The following is an 18719-nucleotide window of genomic DNA, read 5'->3' on the forward strand; positions in this document are numbered from 1 at the left end:
ACATTACACAGCCTCCCCGGGTGCCTGCCAGCGGTCAATCCGCCTCCACTAAGCTGGGGGTCATGGCTGATACGACCTACCGACTGATCCTGCTCCGTCACGGCGAGAGCCAGTGGAACCAGAAGAACCTGTTCACGGGTTGGGTCGACGTCGACCTCAACGAGAAGGGCGAGAAGGAGGCCGCACGCGGTGGCGAGCTGCTCGCCGCCGAGGGCTACCTCCCGGACGTCCTGCACACCTCCCTGCTGCGCCGCGCCATCCGCACCTCGCAGATCGCGCTCGACAAGGCCGACCGGCACTGGATCCCGGTCAGCCGCAGCTGGCGGCTGAACGAGCGCCACTACGGCGCCCTGCAGGGCAAGGACAAGGCCCAGACCCTCGCCGAGTTCGGCGAGGAGCAGTTCCAGCTCTGGCGTCGTTCGTACGACACCCCGCCGCCGGTGCTGGCCGACGACAACGAGTACTCACAGGCCGCCGACCCGCGGTACGGGGACATCCCGAGCGAGCTGCGTCCGGCCACCGAGTGCCTCAAGGACGTCGTCGAGCGGATGCTCCCGTACTGGTACGACGCGATCGTCCCGGACCTCGTGGCCGGCCGCACCGTGCTGGTCACCGCGCACGGCAACAGCCTGCGCGCGCTGGTCAAGCACCTCGACGGCATCTCGGACGAGGACATCGCGGGCCTGAACATCCCGACCGGCATCCCGCTGGTGTACGAGCTCGACGCCGACTTCAAGCCGGTCACCAAGGGTGGCCGCTACCTGGACGCCGACGCCGCCGCGGCCGCCATCGAGGCCGTCAAGAACCAGGGCAAGAAGTAACCGCCACCGCCCAGGCGTTCCGCAGGCCGATCCGGCCCCGCCCCTCGACGAGGAGGGTCGGGGCCGGTTCCGTTGCCGGGCCGATGCGTCCTCACATCCGTTGTGCGGCAGTGCGGTTGCCCGCGCGCCGGGGTCGCGGGCCCGTTAAAATGGTTCAGACCATTGACGCCCGCACCCTTCGCCTTCTAGCGTGGGGGCAGTTGCCTGGCGCAGACATGCCAATGACTGCCGTCGGCCGCTCCCCACAAGCGGCCCGTGTCCGTGGCCTGTGTCCGGCGTGTTCATCCACCCCCACGGAGGAGCACCATGCGCAAGCGTCATGTTCTCGCCGCGGCCCTGGCCGCCGCCGCCGTCCCGCTGGGCCTCGCGTTCCCCGCCCAGTCGCACGGCTACATCTCCACCCCGCCCAGTCGCGCCGCACTGTGCGCGGCGGGGACGGTCGCCAACTGCGGTGACATCCAGTGGGAGCCGCAGAGCGTGGAGGGCCCCAAGGGCTTCCCGGCGCTCGGCCCCTCGGACGGCACCATCTGCGCGGGCGGCAACGCCCGGTTCGCCGAGCTGGACGACCCGCGCGGCGGCAACTGGCCCGCCACCAAGGTGACGGCCGGACAGAAGCTCACCTTCACCTGGAAGTTCACCGCGCGGCACGCCACCACGTCGTTCCGGTACTTCCTCACCAAGGCCGGTTACAACGCCGGCCAGCCCGTCACCAGGGCCTCGCTGGACACCACGCCGTTCCTCACCGTCCCCTACAACGGGGCCCAGCCGCCGACCACGCTGAGCCACACCGCGACCCTCCCGACCGGGCGGACCGGGCACCAGGTGGTCGTCGCGGTGTGGGAGATCGCCGACACCGGCAACGCGTTCTACTCCTGCACCGACCTCACGTTCTGAACGCCGAACCCGTTCTGAACCCCGAACCCGTCCCGGCCGCGTCCTGAGCCGGCCGGGACGGACCGTCGGCCGACCGGGTGCCACCGCTTCGAGCGGGAGCACCCGGCCGGCCGACGGTCTTTTCGGGCGGCTCAGGACGCGGCCGGGACGGGTTCGGCCGACCCGGCCGCGAACGCCGCTTCAGTGACCGCCGCAGCAGCCTCCGGCGACGCCGCCGCACTGGCACGGCGCGCCGTTCTGGCAGCCGCAGCCGCACCCCGGACCGCACCCGCAGCCGGCGGCGAGGACGGGCAGCGACTTCGGGGCGGGGGATTCGGTCGACCTGGCCGGTGACGCGGGCCGGGTGGGGGTTGCCTTCATGGCGCTGGACCCTCCTCGTGACGGGCACACCTCGGTGCCTTGCACCTTGAGTGAAGCGTCGCACCGAAGGAGCGTCAACGGGCGCGAAGGTGTGGGGAGCCCGGGGCACCGTGCGCCCCCACCACCCGGTTCAGAGGTTTGGACCGCGTCCGGCCGGCAGGCCCCTCATGCGAAGGCCCCTCATGCGGAGGCCCCTTATTCGGCGGCCGCGCCCTCGGTGGAGGCGATGAACTCCTCCACGTGCTCGCCGGTCACCAGATAGACGACCCGCTTGGCCACCGAGACCGCGTGGTCGGCGAAGCGCTCGTAGTACCGGCCGACCAGCGTGACGTCCACGCCCGTCTCGATCCCGTGCTGCCAGCGGTCGTCGATCAGGTGGGTGAACAGTTCGCGGTGCAGGGCGTCGATCGCGTCGTCGTCCCGCTCCAGCTCCAGTGCCGCGTCCACGTCCTTGGTCGCGATCACCAGGCCGGCCTTGGCCACCAGGCGCTGGGCGAGCTGCCCCATCTCCAGCACGATCGGGTGCAGGTCGATCGGGACGGCCGACTGCGGGTAGCGCAGCCGGGCGACCTTGGCCACGTGCCGGGCCAGATCGCCGCAGCGCTCCAGGTCGGCGCTCATCCGCAGTGAGGTGACCACGATCCGCAGGTCGGTGGCGACCGGCTGCTGGCGGGCGAGCAGGTCGATCGCCCGGTTCTCCAGTTCGTGGTGGAGGGCGTTGACCTTCTCGTCCGCCGCGATGACGCTCTCGGCCAGGACGAGGTCCGCGTCGAGCAGCGCGGTGGTGGCCCGGCCCATCGCGGAGCCGACCAGCCGGGCCATCTCGACCAGGCTGTCGCCGATCGAGTCGAGTTCCTCGTGGTACGCGTCGCGCATGCTCTCTCCTCAGAAGCTGTGTCGGTGGCGGTGCCGACCGGTCGCCCCGGGGTCCGTGAACCGGCGGGGCGGCCGCTGCTGGTGCGCGCATCGTACGCGCGTACCAGGGACGGCCGGCGGCTCTCCCGCCGTCGCCGTCCCGTCCCACACGGGCCGCGCCACCCAGACTGGTCCGTCCGGGCGACCACGCACGACCCCCGCGGTGAACCGGCAGCTACTTGAAGGTGAATTCTCGGCAACGTACGGCCGATCCCTTGATCCGACCCCGGGGGAGCTCGCTCGGGATGCGCTTACGCTGGCCCCATGGACGTGAATGTGGCCGCCGCCGCAGCCTGCGCCATAGCCGGGCTCGGCGTCGGTCTCACGGCCGCCATCGCCTTTCGATGGAGCGAGCGCGAACAGGCCAGGGACAGGCGCGGCAGCGGCGGGAAGAACGCGGGTACCGGGACGGGTGCCCAGGAATCGCCGCTGCCCCCCGGGGTGGACACGGTGCTCTCGGTGCTGCGCTCCTGCGCGATCGTGCTCGGCGACGGCGACGAGGTGGTGAAGGCCAGCTCCGCCGCCTATGCGATGGGCCTGGTCAGGGGTGGTGCGATGGCCATCGACCAGATGCTGGCGTTGGCCCGGGCGACCCGCCGCGACGGCGAGATCCGCCAGGCCGAGCTCGAACTGCCCCGGCCGGGGGTGGCCCGGGCGATCGATCCGCTGGCGGTCTCCGTCCGGGTGGCGCCGTTGGGCTCGCGCCTGGTGCTCGTCCTGGTGGAGGACCTCACCGAGCGACGCCGGGTGGAGGCGGTCCGCCGGGACTTCGTCGCGAACGTCAGCCACGAACTCAAGACGCCGGTCGGCGCGCTGTCGCTGCTCTCCGAGGCCGTCGCCGACGCGTCCGACGACCCGGAGGCCGTCCAGCGGTTCGCCGGGCGGATGCAGATCGAGGCCACCAGGCTGGCCAGCCTGGTGCAGGAGATCATCGACCTCTCCCGGGTCCAGGACGACCGCCTGATGGTCGACCCCGAGCCGGTCGCGGTGGACGAACTGATCGCGGAGGCGATCGACCGCTGCCGCCAGCAGGCGGCGGCCAAGCAGATCCACATCGCGGCCGGCGGCATCGCGGGCCTCTATCTGCACGGCAACCGCGGCCAGCTGGCCGCCGCGCTCGGAAATCTGGTCGAGAACGCGGTCAACTACAGCCCGCCCCGTACCCGGGTGGCCATCGCGACCCGCCGCATCTCCAGCGCCGCCGCGCTCGGCGAGGCGGACGGCGAACTGATCGAGATCTCGGTGACCGACCAGGGCATCGGCATCTCCGAGAAGGACCGCGAGCGGGTCTTCGAACGCTTCTACCGGGTGGACCCGGCCCGCTCCCGACTGACCGGTGGCACGGGCCTCGGCCTCTCCATCGTCAAGCACGTGGCCGCCTCGCACGGCGGCAACGTCTCGGTCTGGAGCATCGAGGGCCAGGGCTCCACCTTCACCGTACGACTGCCCGCCGGGCAGGCCCCCACGGACGAGCCGCTCGCCGGCACGACGTCCGCCCAGTCCCTGTCAACCACATCTCCCCAGCTTGCCCCGGAGGCCCGAAAGTGACCCGAGTACTGGTGGTCGAGGACGAGGAGTCGTTCAGCGACGCCCTCTCGTACATGCTCCGCAAGGAGGGCTTCGAGGTGGCCATCGCCGCCACCGGCCCGGACGCCCTGGAGCAGTTCGAACGCAACGGCGCCGACCTCGTGCTGCTCGACCTGATGCTCCCGGGCCTGCCCGGCACCGAGGTCTGCCGCCAGCTGCGGGTGCGTTCCAACGTGCCGGTGATCATGGTGACGGCCAAGGACAGCGAGATCGACAAGGTCGTCGGCCTCGAGATAGGGGCCGACGACTACGTCACCAAGCCCTACTCCACCCGCGAGCTGGTCGCCCGGATCCGCGCGGTGCTCCGCCGCCGCGGCGAGGACGGGGGCCAGGGCGTGGACGGTGGCGGCCCCGGCGCGCTGGAGGCCGGCCCGGTCCGGATGGACGTGGACCGCCACGTGGTGACGGTGGACGGCGCGAAGGTCGACCTGCCGCTCAAGGAGTTCGACCTGCTGGAGATGCTGCTGCGCAACGCGGGCCGGGTGCTGACCCGGATGCAGCTGATCGACCGGGTCTGGGGCGCGGACTACGTCGGCGACACCAAGACGCTGGACGTGCACGTCAAGCGGCTCCGGGCCAAGATCGAGCCCGACCCGGGCGCGCCGCGCTACCTGGTCACGGTGCGCGGCCTGGGCTACAAGTTCGAGCCGTAGACCGCCCCGGAGGTCTTGGCCGCGCGAGCCGGGACGTCCTGCGGACACGAGGAGGGGCCCTCCCGCCGGGAGGCCCCTCCTCGTGCGCCCGTGCGTGGCGCTCGTGCGCTGCCGGGACCGGTCAGTGCCCCGCGGCCAGCGGGCTGCCGGAGGCGCTGGGCGAGCCGGTGGCCGCGGCGCCCGCCGTGGCGGGCGTCGTCGCGGTCGGCGAGACGCCGGCCGCAGGCGAGGCGGTGGCGGAGGACGCGGCGGCGGAGGGGGACACCGAGGCCGTGGGCGCCGCGGCGGGCTGCGGACCGTAGCCCTTGTAGTAGCCGAGGTTCGGGTACACGGCCGCCTGGGTCTCCACGGTGCCGGCCTCGGTGAAGCCGAACGCCGTCGGGGCGAAGCCGCCGACCTGCAGGGTGGCGGAGGCGACGTGGGCGGAGGGCGCACCCTCCGCGCCGATCAGCAGGGCGCCGCCGGCCGGGATGACGACCTGGCCCAGGCTCGCGCCGGCCGGGTCGGTGAAGGTCGCCGCGCCGCCGGCCACGGTGATGGACTTGAGCGTCGCCGGGGCGGAGCCGGTGTTGCTGATGTTGACCGTGACGTTGGCGGGGCCGGTGTGCTGGCCCGAGGACTCGTCGCCGGTGACGACCACGATGTTGTTCAGCGTGAGGGTGTCGCCGAGGGACACCGAGGCGTTGTCCGGCTTCACCTCGAGCGTTTCGGCGTTGTTCCCGGTCGCACAGGCGGACAACGAGGCGATGGCGAGGGCGGCGACGGCGGCGAGGCTGCCGCGTCGAAGGCTGCGGCTCACGGCGGCGGCTTCTCCTTGGTCACGTTTCGGATGGTCAGAGCCCAGGTTACCGACCGTTGTTATCCGCCCATCACGGGGTGGCCCCGTGTCGCGGACCGAGTGCGCGGGGGACACCGGACCGGGAGCGCGGCCGGCCCGGCCGGGGCGGACGGTCCGCGCGCCCGGCCCGCCGGCTCCTCGTGCCGCCGCGTACCCGCGCGCCACGCCGGGCCGCCCGACGTCCACGAAATGTCCACAGGAACGCGCACGCACCGCCCAGGGACGTCCACGAACCTCCGTGGGCCCGGGGAGGGACGGTGTCACCGCCCGGGACCAAGATCGGATCACGATCGGGAAACGGCGCGATAAATGCCGAAAACCCAAGATCCAATCATGGTTTCGTGAGTGTTGCATCAGGTTTCCGTGGACGTCGGAACCGCCTCCGACCTGCGGGAAGCCGTCCCCGAACGGCGGTCGCAGCACGTCATGGGGGTGCTTGTCAAGCCCCGAGACCGGCCCTGACCTGCGAAAACGCCCTTCGGGTGCGCCGAAAAGCGTGTTATTCTGGAAAGCCACGGAAGGGGTCCTGTCACATGACGTTCAAGGTTGGCGACACGGTGGTCTACCCCCATCACGGGGCTGCGCTGATCGAGGCCATTGAAATTCGCCAGATCAAGGGTGTGGACAAGACCTACCTGGTGCTGAAGGTGCAGCAGGGTGACCTGACGCTGCGCGTGCCCGCCGAGAACGCTGAGTTCGTCGGTGTGCGCGATGTGGTCGGCCAGGAGGGTCTGGACCGGGTCTTCGAGGTGCTTCGCGCACCGTACACCGAAGAGCCGACCAACTGGTCCCGCCGCTACAAGGCGAACCTCGAAAAGCTTGCTTCGGGTGACGTTATCAAGGTCGCCGAGGTTGTGCGCGACCTCTGGCGTCGCGAGCGCGAACGCGGTCTGTCCGCGGGCGAGAAGCGGATGCTCGCCAAGGCGCGCCAGATCCTGGTCAGCGAGCTCGCGCTGGCCGAGAACACCAACGAGGACAAGGCGGAAACGCTGCTCGACGAGGTGCTCGCCTCGTAGTTCCGCGCTCCACGCTCACAGCGCCCGATGCCGGCGCGCCGCTGCGGAAGCCCATGCTTCCGAGGTGGTGCAGTGGCACTTCGGGCGCTGAGGCGTGTCCGGAAGGGGTCGCGTCCGTCGTGCACGCCATGGCCATACCCACTTCGCCGAAGGAGTGAAACCTGAACGCCGCAGGAGCAGTCGCAGCAGCAGTGGTGCCCGCCGCGGGACGCGGGGAGCGGCTGGGGCCCGGCGCCCCGAAAGCCCTGCGAGAGCTGGGCGGGGTGCCGTTGCTGGTCCATGCCGTCCGGGCGCTCGCGCGCAGCCGGTCGGTCGGGCTGGTGGTGGTGGCAGCGCCGCCGGACGGCGTGGCCGAGGTCGTCTCCCTGCTCGCCGGCCACGGCCTGGACCGCACGGACGTCCGGGTGGTGGCCGGCGGGGCGACCCGCCAGGAGTCGGTGCGGCTGGGGCTGGCCGCCGTCCCGGTCGGGGTCGAGGTCGTGCTGGTGCACGACGCCGCCCGTCCGCTGGTACCGGTGGAGGTGGTGGACGCGGTGACGGCGGCCGTCCGGGCCGGGGCCGAGGCCGTGGTGCCCGCGGTGCCACTGGCCGACACCGTCAAGCGGGTGGAGCCGCAGCCGGGGGGCGGGCCGGAGCCGGTGCTCGACACGCCCGACCGCGCCACGCTTCGCGCGGTGCAGACCCCGCAGGGGTTCCGTCGGGACGTGCTCCAGGAGGTGCACGCCAAATCGCTGGCCGAGGAGGCCGAGGGCGGCCTGCCGCCGGTGACCGACGACGCCGGCCTGGTCGAGCGCTACGGCGGCCGGGTGGTCGTGGTGCCCGGCCACGAGGAGGCGTTCAAGGTGACCCGTCCGCTGGACCTCGTGCTCGCCGAGGCCGTACTCGCCCGGCGGAGGGCCTCCGATGGCTTCTGAGTCGCACGGCGCGCCGGAGGCCCCCGGCGTTCAGGCCGTACCGAAGGCCGCCGAGCCGCGTGGCGCATCGCGACCGGTGATTCCCCGGGTCGGCATCGGCACCGACGTGCACGCCTTCGAGGCGGGCCGCCCGCTGCGGGTGGCCGGTCTGGACTGGCCGGACGCCGGGGACGGCCTGGCCGGGCACTCGGACGCGGACGTCGCCGCGCACGCGGCCTGCGACGCGCTGTTCTCGGCCGCCGGGATCGGCGACCTGGGCGCGCACTTCGGCACCGACCGGCCCGAGTGGTCCGGGGCGTCCGGGGTGAAGCTGCTCGGCGAGGCCGCCAGGCTGGTCCGGGCGGCCGGTTTCGAGATCGGCAACGTGTCGGTCCAGGTGATCGGCGTCCGCCCGAAGATCGGCAAGCGCCGCACCGAGGCCCAGGAGGTGCTGTCGGCGGCCGTCGGCGCGCCGGTCTCGGTGTCCGGGACGACGACCGACGGTCTCGGGCTGACCGGTCGGGCCGAGGGGCTCGCTGCGCTCGCCACGGCGCTGGTGTACGAGACGGACGCGGCCGTCGGGGAATGAGCCGCGGCTGACGCGTGTTCAGCGGTGGAGACAGGGAGCGGGTCTCTACCGTTGACACGGTCCGTCAACCCTCGACCCCGCTGTCGAGCGAACGAGAAGAGGTCCCCGTGTCCGTGCAGCTCTCCGACACCGCCAAGGCGCTGATCGACGGGAAGTCCTTCGCGGTGGTCGCCACCGTGCAGGAGGACGGCAGCCCGCAGTCCTCGGTGGTCTGGGTCCGGCGGGAGGGCGACGATCTGCTGTTCTCCACGGTGGAGGGGCGCCGCAAGCACCTCAACATGGTTCGCGACCCCCGTGTCTCGGTGGTCATCAACCCGCCGGAGAGTCCGTACACGTACCTGGAGTTCCGCGGTGAGGTCTCGCTCACCCGGGAGGGTGGCAAGGACCTGATCGACGAGCTCGCCCGCAAGTACCGCGGCGAGAGCGAATACCGCTACGACGGCCCCGATGACGTGCGCGTGGTCGTCCGGCTCACCCCCCGCAAGGTGGTCGGGAACGCCTGAGCGGAGCGTGTCGCTCCGGTTGGCGACACGCCTGTCATGACCCTGCGACGGGATTGACATCCCGGATTGTCGTGGGGCACCCCTTGCTGCCCACTACGCTTGACGCTGTGAGCATTCGTCTGTACGACACCGACGCCCGCCAGGTACGCGACTTCGTCCCGCTTGTACCGGGTTGTGTCTCGATCTACCTGTGCGGCGCCACCGTCCAGGCACCACCGCACATCGGGCACATCCGGTCCGGCCTCAACTTCGACGTCATGCAGCGGTGGTTCGCCTACCGCGGCTACCAGGTGACGTTCGTGCGCAACGTCACGGACATCGACGACAAGGTGATCGCCAAGGAGCGCGAGCTCGGCACGCCCTGGTGGCAGATCGCCTACGCCAACGAGCGCGCCTTCAACGACGGCTACTCGGCGCTCGGCTGCCTGCCGCCGAGCGTGGAGCCGCGGGCCACCGGCCACGTCCCCGAGATGATCGAGATGATGCAGGCGCTCATCGCCAAGGGGCACGCCTACGAGGCCCACGGCAACGTCTACTTCGACGTCAAGTCCTTCCCCGGCTATCTCGGGCTCTCCAACCAGAAGATCGACAGCCTCCGCCAGCCGGCGGGCGAGGGCGAGACCGGCAAGCGCGACCACCGCGACTTCGCGATGTGGAAGTCCGTGAAGCCGGGTGAGCCGAGCTGGCACACCCCCTGGGGCAGCGGCCGGCCCGGCTGGCACCTGGAGTGCTCCGCCATGGCGCACAAGTACCTCGGCGGGGCCTTCGACATCCACGGCGGCGGGATCGACCTGATCTTCCCGCACCACGAGAACGAGATCGCCCAGTCGAAGGCGTTCGGCGACGACTTCGCCAACTTCTGGGTGCACAACGCCTGGGTCACCATGAGCGGCGAGAAGATGAGCAAGTCGCTCGGCAACTCGGTGCTGGTCTCGGAGATGGTCGCCCGCTGGCGCCCGATCGTGCTCCGGTACTACCTGGCGGCCCCGCACTACCGCTCGACCATCGAGTACAGCGAGGAGTCGCTGCGCGAGGCCGAGGCCGGCTTCGGTCGGATCGAGGGCTTCGTCCAGCGGGTCGTGGAACGCTGCGGGCCCGTCGAGGCGGCGCCCGAGGTGCCGCCGGCCTTCGCCGAGGCGATGGACGACGACCTGGGCGTTCCGCAGGCGCTCGCCATCGTGCACACCGCCGTCCGGCAGGGGAACAGCGCGCTGACGGCGGACGACAAGGAGAACGCGGTAGCACGTTTGGCCGAGGTCCGTGCGATGCTCGGAGTGCTGGGTCTCGACCCGCTCGACCCGCACTGGGCCGGCGCGGAGCGCGGCGAGGACCTCCACGGCGTGGTCGACTCGCTGGTCCGGCTGGTCCTGGACCAGCGGCAGGCGGCCCGGGCGCGCAAGGACTTCGCCACCGCGGACGCCATCCGCGACCAGCTCGGCCTGGCCGGGCTGGTGATCGAGGACACCCCGTCCGGCCCGCGCTGGACGATCGGCAACCCGTAGCACGCGGGCCCGCGAGTCGCGGAAACCCGTCACACTTGGTAACCAGTAACCCCTTCCCAGGGGTGAGGGTGGGCCGTACCGGACCGGTACGGCCCTCCCTCCTTGTCCGGCCGACCGGGATTCTCCCGCCGGCCGGACGAGGAGGGCCCACGCAGGACGAAGAGCATGTCGCAGTGAGGCATGCCGGACAGACAGGAAGTAAGGCCATGGCCGGCAACAGTGCACGCAGGAACCGCCGCAACCCCGGGTCGAAGAAGGGCGCGAGTGTCGGTACCGGCGGCCACAGCCGGAAGGCACTGCAGGGCAAGGGTCCGACGCCGCCCGCCTCGGCGCGCAAGGGCCACGTCAAGCAGCGGCAGGCCAACGCGGCCGTCAAGCGCGAGATGGACGCCAAGTCCCGGGCCGGCATGCGCCGCAGCGGCGGCGGCGGCCGTGGCGGCCGTGGCGGCGCCGGCGCCGCCGAGCTGGTCGTGGGCCGCAACTCGGTGGTCGAGGCGCTGCAGGGCGGCGTGCCCGCCACCGCGCTCTACGTCATGCAGTTCATCGACACCGACGACCGGGTCCGCGAGGCCTTCCAGGCCGCCAACGAGCGGGGCATCCCGCTGATGGAGGCCCCGCGCGCGCAGCTGGACCAGATGACCAGCGGCCTGAACCACCAGGGCCTGGTGCTGCAGGTGCCGCCGTACGAGTACGCGCACCCGGAGGACCTGCTGGGTGTCGCGGCCGACCTCGGCCAGGACGCGCTGATCATGGCACTGGACGGCGTGACGGACTCCCGCAACCTCGGCGCGGTGGTCCGCTCCGCCGCCGCCTTCGGCGCGCACGGCGTGGTCATCCCCGAGCGTCGGGCGGCCGGTATGACGGCGGGCGCCTGGAAGACCTCCTCGGGTGCGGCGGCGCGCCTGCAGGTGGCACGCGCCACCAACCTGACCCGCGCGCTGGAGGCGTACCAGAAGGCCGGCTGCCTGGTGGTCGGCCTGGCCGCCGACGGCGAGTCCGAGGTCGGTGACCTGGAGGCGCTCACCGGGCCGGTCGTCGTCGTCGCGGGCAGCGAGGGCAAGGGTCTGTCCCGCCTGGTCTCGGAGACCTGTGACATCCGGGTGCGGATCCCGATGCCGGGTGCCACCGAGTCGCTGAACGCCGGTGTCGCGGCGGGCATCGTGCTCTACGAGGCGGCCCGTCTGCGGTCCCGCACGTCCTGACCTGTACAGGTTTGAGTGAAAGCGATCGGGCCCGATCGGGCTCGATCGCTTTTCTCATGATCACTTCAAGTGGCCGCCAAGAATCCACCCGGGAGAGTGTCCTAATCGGCCGTCACCCGGTTAGACGGGTGTGGACACCAGAACACCTCGGTTCCCCGGGCAGGGCGGCGCGGCGGGGATAGATTCCGGCCCCGGTCTCAACACGGTCAAGGTACCGTCCGACCCCGCCCGGCTGAGCAGCACCCAGGCGAGCTTCCGGCTCAGACTCGGCGCCCCCGTGGCGCCGCTGATCGACGCCCCTACCGACCTGCTGTCGTACGGCGCCGCCTTCGGCGACCCGTACGCGAGCCAGGGCTTCATCCGGCGGCCGCTGGTCACCCCGCAGGTGGTGGTCGACAGTGCCGACGCCCCCCTGCTCGCGGGGGCGGCCGTCGGCGCGCCCCGGCGCAAGGGGCGGGTCACCGCCGTCACCTGGACGGGCCAGGCCGCGCCCGGCGACGTCGCGGCCACCCGGCTGCTGGACGCCGTCCGGCTCAGCACCGTGCCCGCCCCGGCCGGCGCCGGCCGGGGGCCCTCCGGCGCCCTGGCGGAGGACGACACCCAGGTGATCCAGCCGTACGGCGGATCGGCGACCGTGCCCCGGCAGACCGGCTCCCCGCAGGCGGGCCGCGGCAGCACCCGCCCGGAGCCGAAGGCCTGGAGCCCGGCCGGCGAGCTGCCCGAGGTCACCGCGGCGGCGGCCGGGGACTCCCGGCACGCCCGGTACCCGGGCCGCCGGGTCGACCTCGGCCTGGTCCTGCTCCCGCTGCGGGTGGTCCTCGGATCGCTGTCCGTCTTCGCCGGGTTCAGCAAGCTCTGCAACCCGGTGTACTTCGACGGCGGCGACCGCGGCTCGATGATGCGCTGGCTCGCCTCGCTGCACCCCTGGGGGGTCGCCGAGCCACTGCTGAACTTCGCCATGGCCCACCCGGTCGGAGCCGGCCTCGGGGTCGCCTTCACCGAGATCGTGGTCGGCGTGCTGTCCATCCTCGGCCTCTGGCAGCGGTTCGCGGCCGGCGCCGCCATGCTGCTCTCCGCCGCGCTGCTGTTCACGGTCAGCTGGCGGGCCGTGCCGGTCTACGACACCCCCGACCTGATCTTCCTGGTGGCCTGGAGCCCCCTGCTGATCGCCGGCGCGCCGTTCGGCTCGCTGGACGGGCGGCTGGCGCTGGAGGCCTGGCGGCGCCACGGCGCCGGCGCACCGGGCGCTTTGCGGCGGCGGGTCCTGCGCCGGGGCGCCGTGATCACCTCGCTGGTGGTGGGGCTCACCCTGCTGCTTGGGTCGATGCTCGGCGCGGCCGTCCGTACCGGCGGCCGCCCGGATCCGCGACCGGCCGGTCCGGACAGCGACTACGGCACACCGGTCTGGCCGGGTGGCGCCTCGGCGAAGCCGAGCACCCCGTCGACGCCGTCCGCCAAGCCGTCGCCCTCGGCGTCGCACTCGCCCAGTGCGGGTGCCACGCCCTCCGGCGGGGCGTCACCGAAGGGGAGTCCGAGCGCCAAGCCGAGGGCGGGCAAGTCCGACGCCCCGTCGACCGCCGCCTCGAACCCGCCCGCCAAGACCACGCCCAGCGGTCGCAGCACCGCTCCGGGCGGGGCGGCGTCCAAGCCCAGCCCGTCCAGCAGCGGCGGCCTGCTCGGCGGCGTCCTGGGCAGCGGCCCGCTGGCCGAGCTGCCCAGCGGCCTGGGCGCCCAGGGTCGGCAGCAGCCGGGCGCGGGGACGTCGACCTGACGGATCCATCCCCCGGCGGCGCCGCCTTCGTGACGGCCCGCCACGGACCGACGACGAGCCGGCCGGACACCCCTCGGGGGCGTCCGGCCGGCTCGCTCGTTGTGGCGCCCGTGGCGGGCCGCCGGGCGTCCCGTCGCCGGTCCGTGCGGTGTCCTGCGGGTCGTCCTGCCCGTGGTCCTGCCTGGCGTCCTGCGGGTCGTCCTGCCCGTGGTCCTGCCTGGCGTCCTGCGGGGGGGTCAGCGCGCCCCGGCGCCCGCGCCGGACGCCAGTTCCTTGGCGGCCTCGGTGAGGTCCTTGGCGGTGTCGATGGCCCGCCAGTAGACGCCCTGGGGGAGCTGGTAGCCCGCCAGCCGCTTGCCTCGCGCCAGTTGGGGGAAGGTCGTCCGCTCGTGGTCCCCGACGTCCGGCAGGAGCGCGGCGAACTCGGGGCTGAAGACGTACAGGCCGGCGTTGATCAGGAACGGCGACGGCGGTGCCTCGATGAAGTCCAGGACGTTGCCGAACTGATCGGTCTCCACGGCGCCCCACGGGATCCGCGGACGGGCCAGCGCGAGCGTCGCGACGGCGTCCCGCTCGTGGTGGAAGGCCGCCATGTCGCGCAGGCTGAAACGGGTCCAGATGTCGCCGTTGGTGGCGTACCAGGGCTCGTCCGGGCGCGGCAGGGCGCGGGCGGCGTACTTGAGCCCGCCGCCCCGGCCCAGCGGCTCGTTCTCCACCACGGTGCTGACGTTCAGCGGCAGGTCGGCCTGGTCGAGCCACTCCTGCAGCACCTCGGCCAGATGGCCGCAGGAGATCACCGCGTCCGTCACCCCCTCGGCCGCCAGCCAGGCCAGCTGGTGCCCGACGATCGGGGTGCCGGTGCCGGGGATCTCCACCAGCGGCTTCGGGCGGTCGTCGGTGTAGGGGCGCAGTCGGGAGCCCTGCCCGCCGGCCAGGATCACTGCCTGGGTGACGGTGGACGCGACGAGGTGGGCTGAGTCAGCGGTCATGCGGTAACCATAGATCCGCGCGCGGCCGGAGCCGCGGCAGTGCGGCGGGCGCCGACGCCTGCCGGCGCCAGGAGGGGAGCGCAGGTGCCGGGGTCGCCGTGCGGTGCTGCGGCGTGGAGCGGTGGTGCGGCGCGCAAGCGGGCGCGCCGACGGACGGGGGTGGGCCGACGGGCGGTCGGCAGGCCCGCGCGGGCGGGCGGCGCGTGTGGGCTGCCGGGTGGGCGCTGCCGGGGTTCGGTCCGCCGAGCTCAGCCGGTGGCGCCGGAGGCGAACGAGCCGTCGCAGACCGGGCGCGCGAAGGAACGTGCCCGCTGGACGTCGCCCTGGTACTTGCGCACCGCCGCCTTGCCCAGATCCACCGCGAGCGAGCTGCAGTAGGGCGTGAGAGACGGCTTCTCGCGCATCGTGCGCTCCAGCAGGTCGAGCGCGGTACCGGGGTTGTTGGCGCGGAGCTCGTCCAGGAGGTCGGCGCGCAGGGCGTCCTGCGGGGCGAGGCCCTGTCCGGAGGTGTTACCGGCGGCGGCGCGCCCGATACCGGCGCCGTCGTTGCTCGACGCCGCGACCACCTGCTGGTCGAGCGAGGTCGGCGGGGCCCAGGGCACCCGGGTCACGGCGAGGGTACCGGTGGTCACCAGGATCACGGGCAGGGTGAGGGCTACGGTCTGGCCGATGCGGCGAACAAGCTGATTCACGCTCAGGAGCGTAGCGCTGGGTATGTCCGATATCGCACTCCGTTACCCCAACGAGTGACGCGTGTCCCGATTCGTCCCGCCACCGTGTTGACGTGCGGGCTCGATCGCTCGGACGGGCTTTCGGCACCGGCGTGCCCCGGTGCCGGCTCCTCGGCCGGGGTGGCCGCGCAGGTGGCCCGGTGCCGACGCCTGCGCGAGCGCGTCCGGGTACGACCGAGCCCTGCCGGACCGCCGTCCGGCAGGGCTCAGTCGTCTGTGGAGCTGTCAATCTGTCGCGCTGTGAGCTTCGGCGTGGGACGCCGGAGGGCTCAGGCGCTCAGGCGGGCACCCGTGCTGCTGGAGAACACGTGGGTCTCGTGGCCGATCGGCACGACGTGGATGGTCTCGCCGCGCTCCGGGATCTGACGGCCGTGCACGCGGACGACGATGTCCTTGTCGTCCCCACCGATCTTGGTGGTGCCGTAGACGAAGCCGTCGGCGCCGAGCTCCTCGACCACGTTGACGGTGACGGCGACGCCCTCGATGCCGCCGGCCGGGACGATCTCGAAGTGCTCCGGGCGGATACCGACGGTCACGGTCTTGTCGGTGCCGGCGCCGGCCAGCTCGTCACGGGAGATGTTGATGATCGAGCCACCGAACTTCACGCCGCCGTCGACCAGCGGAACCTCGACGAGGTTCATCGCCGGGGAGCCGATGAAGCCGGCCACGAAGAGGTTCGCCGGGCGGTCGTACATGGTGCGCGGGCTGTCGACCTGCTGCAGCAGACCGTCCTTGAGGACCGCGACGCGGTCGCCCATGGTGAGGGCCTCGACCTGGTCGTGGGTGACGTAGACGGTGGTGATGCCCAGTCGGCGCTGCAGGCTCGCGATCTGGGTACGGGTGGACACGCGGAGCTTGGCGTCCAGGTTGGAGAGCGGCTCGTCCATGAGGAAGACCTGCGGCTCGCGGACGATCGCGCGACCCATCGCGACACGCTGGCGCTGACCACCGGAGAGGGCCTTCGGCTTGCGGTCCAGGTAGTCGGTCAGGTCGAGGATCTTGGCGGCCTCTTCGACCTTGCTGCGGATCTCGGCCTTGTTGACGCCGGCGATCTTGAGCGCGAAGCCCATGTTGTCCGCGACGCTCATGTGCGGGTACAGCGCGTAGTTCTGGAACACCATCGCGATGTCCCGGTCCTTCGGCGGCAGGTGCGTGACGTCGCGGTCACCGATGCGGATGGCGCCACCGTTGACGTCCTCCAGACCGGCCAGCATGCGAAGGCTGGTCGACTTGCCGCAGCCCGAGGGGCCGACGAGGACGAGGAACTCGCCGTCCTCGACGTGCAGCTCCAGGGCGTCAACGGCGGGCTTGGTGCCGCCCGGGTAGAGGCGGGTCGCCTTGTCGAACGTGACAGAAGCCATGACTGTGCTCTCCTTCACCGGCAGGAACGTGCCGGACGATCCGAGTAAAGGGCAAAAGTGCCTGTTTCACCGGCTCGCCAGTGGTCTCAACCACCGTCCGAGCCGACTCCCGGCGACGCTACCTGCACGTCCGGCGCTTGTCAGCCCCCCACCGCCCCCGACTTCGGCATCGGTTCGGTCACGCCCCGCCCGCCCGCGGCCGCCCGATCCGGGCTCCCGCCCCACCGAATCGCTCACCGTATTTGCGGACAGCGCCCCACCCCGGCCCGGTAGACTGCCACCCGGTGCCGCCGTGGTCCGCCGCGGACGGTCACCGTGCCTCCTTAGCTCAGTTGGCCAGAGCACCGCTCTTGTAAAGCGGGGGTCGTCGGTTCGAACCCGACAGGGGGCTCAACGCACGACACGTCGCGAGACGTGCTCAGGGCCAGGCCACCGAGGTGATCCCGGGGACTGGCCCTTCATGGTTCCCGGGTCCGATCGGACGACTGCTCGGCTCCCGCCGCGGGCGTGCCAGAAGCCGCTGTGGGAACGTCCTGGCCGGGTTCCTTCGGACCGTCGGCTCGAGGTGCAGCCGGAGCTGGTGGTGGCTTCGACCTCGCGATCCCCCGACCACTGGTCTCCGGTGGCTCCGGCTTCACTCGGCCGGCGTCCGGACCGGACGAGGACGGTCGGGTCAAGCAGGTCGTCGAGGCCCGGGGACGGCGGCGGGTAGGAGTTCACGAAGACCGCGGCGGGCCTGTTCGGCGCGGTAGCTCGGCGCGACCTGGCGAAGGGCGCCCGGGCCGCGGAGCCTCGTATGTGCCATCAGTGGGCGAGGAGCCCGGCCGGTCGCAGCGGTATCGATCCGGGGGATCCGGCACGTCAGACCTTGAGGAGCGTCAACTCGGGAGACGCGGAAACCTTTGTCACGGAATCCAACGCGAGATTCATGTCATCCCGAACTTCCCCATCGAGGTTCATGCTTGCTTCGGCCAGTACGTGACGGGCCACTCCGCGAGCAAAGTCGTCGAGGTCTGCGGCAGCATCCTTCGACTCGTCGGCCTGGAACGACAGGATGTCCTCGAAGATGGTGACACCGAACCGATTGACGAACTTTCTCTCCTGCCAGCGAATGAATCGCATACCCGCTACGCCCTCTGCCAGGGACGCGATGATCTCTGAATTCGAGAAGGGGACGCCGCGGACCTTTGACTCCCGACCCACCACGATGACGATGCTTCCGTTGGCGGCGATCAAGCGGCTCATCTCGCGGATGGCATCAGCCATGTCGATACAGTACTGAATCACGGTCAGGAACCGATTTTGTCGGTTCTTTCTGTTCGACCCGATCTCGGTCCGTGCAGCCGGGAGAACGTTCCAGCCGATCCGCTCCACGGCCGGGCGGTAGTTTTGGTGGTAGTTGAATACGTTGATATAGGGGGGTGACGTCACGATGAGTCCGGCGCAACCGTTCTCCAGGGGTACGCTTCTGGCATCTGCGGCGATGACACGGCTGGGAACGGGGTTCTCCGGGAAGTCTGCGATAAGTTCACGGACCTGGATCCATGATTTCGACACCTTCTTGAGATCGGTTTCCTTCTTGTCCCCCATGCTGAGCAGCAGCGTGGTGGCGAAGATCCTCGCCAAATCAGTGTTGGCCGCCGCGCGGTGACTTTCCAGGAGGTGCTCAGCAAAGTCGGTGGTGGCCCCGAGGGCACCGAAGAGCGTGTCTTCGCCCCATGTCGTAACGCCGTTGAAGTGGGCGGACGCCTGCCGGATCAGGCTGGCCCTCTGCTGCGCGGGGAGAGAGGCGATCTCCAGGATTCCCGCCAACTCCAAAGCGGCGGGGTTGATCTCGGCCCCGGCCGAGGGAATTCCTCGTCGGATGCTTTCCAGTACGGTGGTGCCACTCCCGAGAAACGGATCAAATACCATGCCGGAGCCCGGGTAGTAGACGTCGATCAGCTTGCTCACGAGACCCGGGGTGAACTGCCCGCGCCAGGGCAATGCGCTGCGACGCTCGCGTACCAGGACGTCCAGGTCATCCTGCTGGATGAACTCTCTGTCCATCTCGCGCGCGCGAACGGCAGCGAAGGTCTCTTCGACGTTCATTTT

At 71.5% G+C, this 18719-nt stretch carries 17 protein-coding genes and 1 tRNA gene; 12 read left to right on the plus strand and 6 right to left on the minus strand.

Annotated elements, in window-relative coordinates; translation table 11 throughout:
* Nucleotides 1-62 precede the first annotated feature (62 nt).
* Nucleotides 63-821 (plus strand): phosphoglyceromutase, encoded by a 759-nt coding sequence (locus tag OG823_RS19325; RefSeq protein WP_371480842.1) that lies wholly within the window; start codon nucleotides 63-65, stop codon nucleotides 819-821.
* 306 nt (nucleotides 822-1127) lie between these two features.
* Entirely contained in the window at nucleotides 1128-1715 is a 588-nt protein-coding gene (locus OG823_RS19330) for a lytic polysaccharide monooxygenase (protein WP_371480843.1), read from the plus strand.
* Between the two features lie 555 nt (nucleotides 1716-2270).
* Here OG823_RS19330 and phoU read toward each other — a convergent pair.
* Entirely contained in the window at nucleotides 2271-2951 is a 681-nt protein-coding gene (gene phoU, locus OG823_RS19335) for a phosphate signaling complex protein PhoU (RefSeq protein WP_371480844.1), read from the minus strand.
* A 303-nt stretch (nucleotides 2952-3254) separates the two neighbouring features.
* Between phoU and OG823_RS19340 the strand changes: the two genes are divergently transcribed.
* Both OG823_RS19340 and OG823_RS19345 read left to right on the plus strand, forming a co-directional pair.
* A complete protein-coding gene (locus OG823_RS19340; RefSeq protein WP_371480845.1) occupies nucleotides 3255-4538 on the plus strand; it encodes a sensor histidine kinase in 1284 nt (427 codons plus the stop codon).
* On the plus strand, nucleotides 4535-5230 hold the full coding sequence (locus tag OG823_RS19345; RefSeq protein ID WP_371480846.1) for a response regulator: 696 nt from the start codon (nucleotides 4535-4537) through the stop codon (nucleotides 5228-5230). The genes OG823_RS19340 and OG823_RS19345 overlap by 4 nt, the downstream gene beginning before the upstream one ends.
* 121 nt (nucleotides 5231-5351) lie before the next feature.
* On the opposite strand, the gene OG823_RS19350 is transcribed toward OG823_RS19345, so the two are convergent.
* Nucleotides 5352-6029 carry a DUF461 domain-containing protein gene (locus OG823_RS19350; RefSeq protein WP_371480847.1) on the minus strand — a complete coding sequence of 226 codons (678 nt, stop codon included), beginning with the start codon at nucleotides 6027-6029 and terminating at the stop codon, nucleotides 5352-5354.
* A gap of 572 nt (nucleotides 6030-6601) precedes the next feature.
* On the opposite strand from OG823_RS19350, the gene OG823_RS19355 reads away from it, so the two are divergent.
* The 7 genes from OG823_RS19355 (at nucleotide 6602) to OG823_RS19385 (ending at nucleotide 13544) form a co-directional block, all read left to right on the plus strand.
* Nucleotides 6602-7084, plus strand: coding sequence for a CarD family transcriptional regulator (locus OG823_RS19355; protein WP_030244332.1), 483 nt, complete (start codon nucleotides 6602-6604; stop codon nucleotides 7082-7084).
* A 191-nt stretch (nucleotides 7085-7275) separates the two neighbouring features.
* Entirely contained in the window at nucleotides 7276-7998 is a 723-nt protein-coding gene (gene ispD / locus OG823_RS19360; RefSeq protein ID WP_371480848.1) for a 2-C-methyl-D-erythritol 4-phosphate cytidylyltransferase, read from the plus strand.
* Complete coding sequence (gene ispF / locus OG823_RS19365; protein ID WP_371480849.1) at nucleotides 7988-8566, plus strand: 2-C-methyl-D-erythritol 2,4-cyclodiphosphate synthase; 579 nt, start codon at nucleotides 7988-7990, stop codon at nucleotides 8564-8566. Before ispD ends, ispF begins: the two co-directional genes overlap by 11 nt.
* Nucleotides 8567-8673: 107 nt before the next feature.
* Nucleotides 8674-9069 carry a PPOX class F420-dependent oxidoreductase gene (locus OG823_RS19370; protein WP_371480850.1) on the plus strand — a complete coding sequence of 132 codons (396 nt, stop codon included), beginning with the start codon at nucleotides 8674-8676 and terminating at the stop codon, nucleotides 9067-9069.
* Nucleotides 9070-9176: 107 nt separating this feature from the next.
* Nucleotides 9177-10571, plus strand: a complete 1395-nt coding sequence (gene cysS / locus OG823_RS19375) for a cysteine--tRNA ligase (protein ID WP_371480851.1) — start codon at nucleotides 9177-9179, stop codon at nucleotides 10569-10571.
* Between the two features lie 206 nt (nucleotides 10572-10777).
* Nucleotides 10778-11773 (plus strand): 23S rRNA (guanosine(2251)-2'-O)-methyltransferase RlmB, encoded by a 996-nt coding sequence (gene rlmB / locus OG823_RS19380; protein WP_371480852.1) that lies wholly within the window; start codon nucleotides 10778-10780, stop codon nucleotides 11771-11773.
* Between the two features lie 277 nt (nucleotides 11774-12050).
* Nucleotides 12051-13544 carry a DoxX family membrane protein gene (locus OG823_RS19385; protein ID WP_371480853.1) on the plus strand — a complete coding sequence of 498 codons (1494 nt, stop codon included), beginning with the start codon at nucleotides 12051-12053 and terminating at the stop codon, nucleotides 13542-13544.
* 236 nt (nucleotides 13545-13780) lie between these two features.
* On the opposite strand, the gene OG823_RS19390 is transcribed toward OG823_RS19385, so the two are convergent.
* The 3 genes from OG823_RS19390 to OG823_RS19400 all read right to left on the minus strand — a co-directional run bounded on the left by OG823_RS19390 (nucleotide 13781) and on the right by OG823_RS19400 (nucleotide 16625).
* A complete protein-coding gene (locus tag OG823_RS19390) occupies nucleotides 13781-14533 on the minus strand; it encodes an NDP-sugar synthase (RefSeq protein WP_371480854.1) in 753 nt (250 codons plus the stop codon).
* 248 nt (nucleotides 14534-14781) lie between these two features.
* The gene (locus OG823_RS19395) at nucleotides 14782-15225 is read right to left on the minus strand and encodes a hypothetical protein (protein ID WP_371480855.1); all 444 of its coding nucleotides are present in this window, start codon (nucleotides 15223-15225) and stop codon (nucleotides 14782-14784) included.
* Between the two features lie 308 nt (nucleotides 15226-15533).
* Nucleotides 15534-16625, minus strand: a complete 1092-nt coding sequence (locus tag OG823_RS19400; protein WP_371480856.1) for an ABC transporter ATP-binding protein — start codon at nucleotides 16623-16625, stop codon at nucleotides 15534-15536.
* Nucleotides 16626-16942: 317 nt separating this feature from the next.
* Here OG823_RS19400 and OG823_RS19405 point away from each other — a divergent pair.
* Nucleotides 16943-17016: transfer RNA gene (locus OG823_RS19405), tRNA-Thr, on the plus strand.
* Between the two features lie 470 nt (nucleotides 17017-17486).
* Here OG823_RS19405 and OG823_RS19410 read toward each other — a convergent pair.
* Entirely contained in the window at nucleotides 17487-18716 is a 1230-nt protein-coding gene (locus tag OG823_RS19410; protein WP_371480857.1) for a DNA methyltransferase, read from the minus strand.
* Nucleotides 18717-18719: the final 3 nt, after the last annotated feature.

This window comes from Kitasatospora sp. NBC_00315 (assembly GCF_041435095.1).
In the GTDB taxonomy this organism is placed as follows: Bacteria; Actinomycetota; Actinomycetes; order Streptomycetales; family Streptomycetaceae; genus Kitasatospora.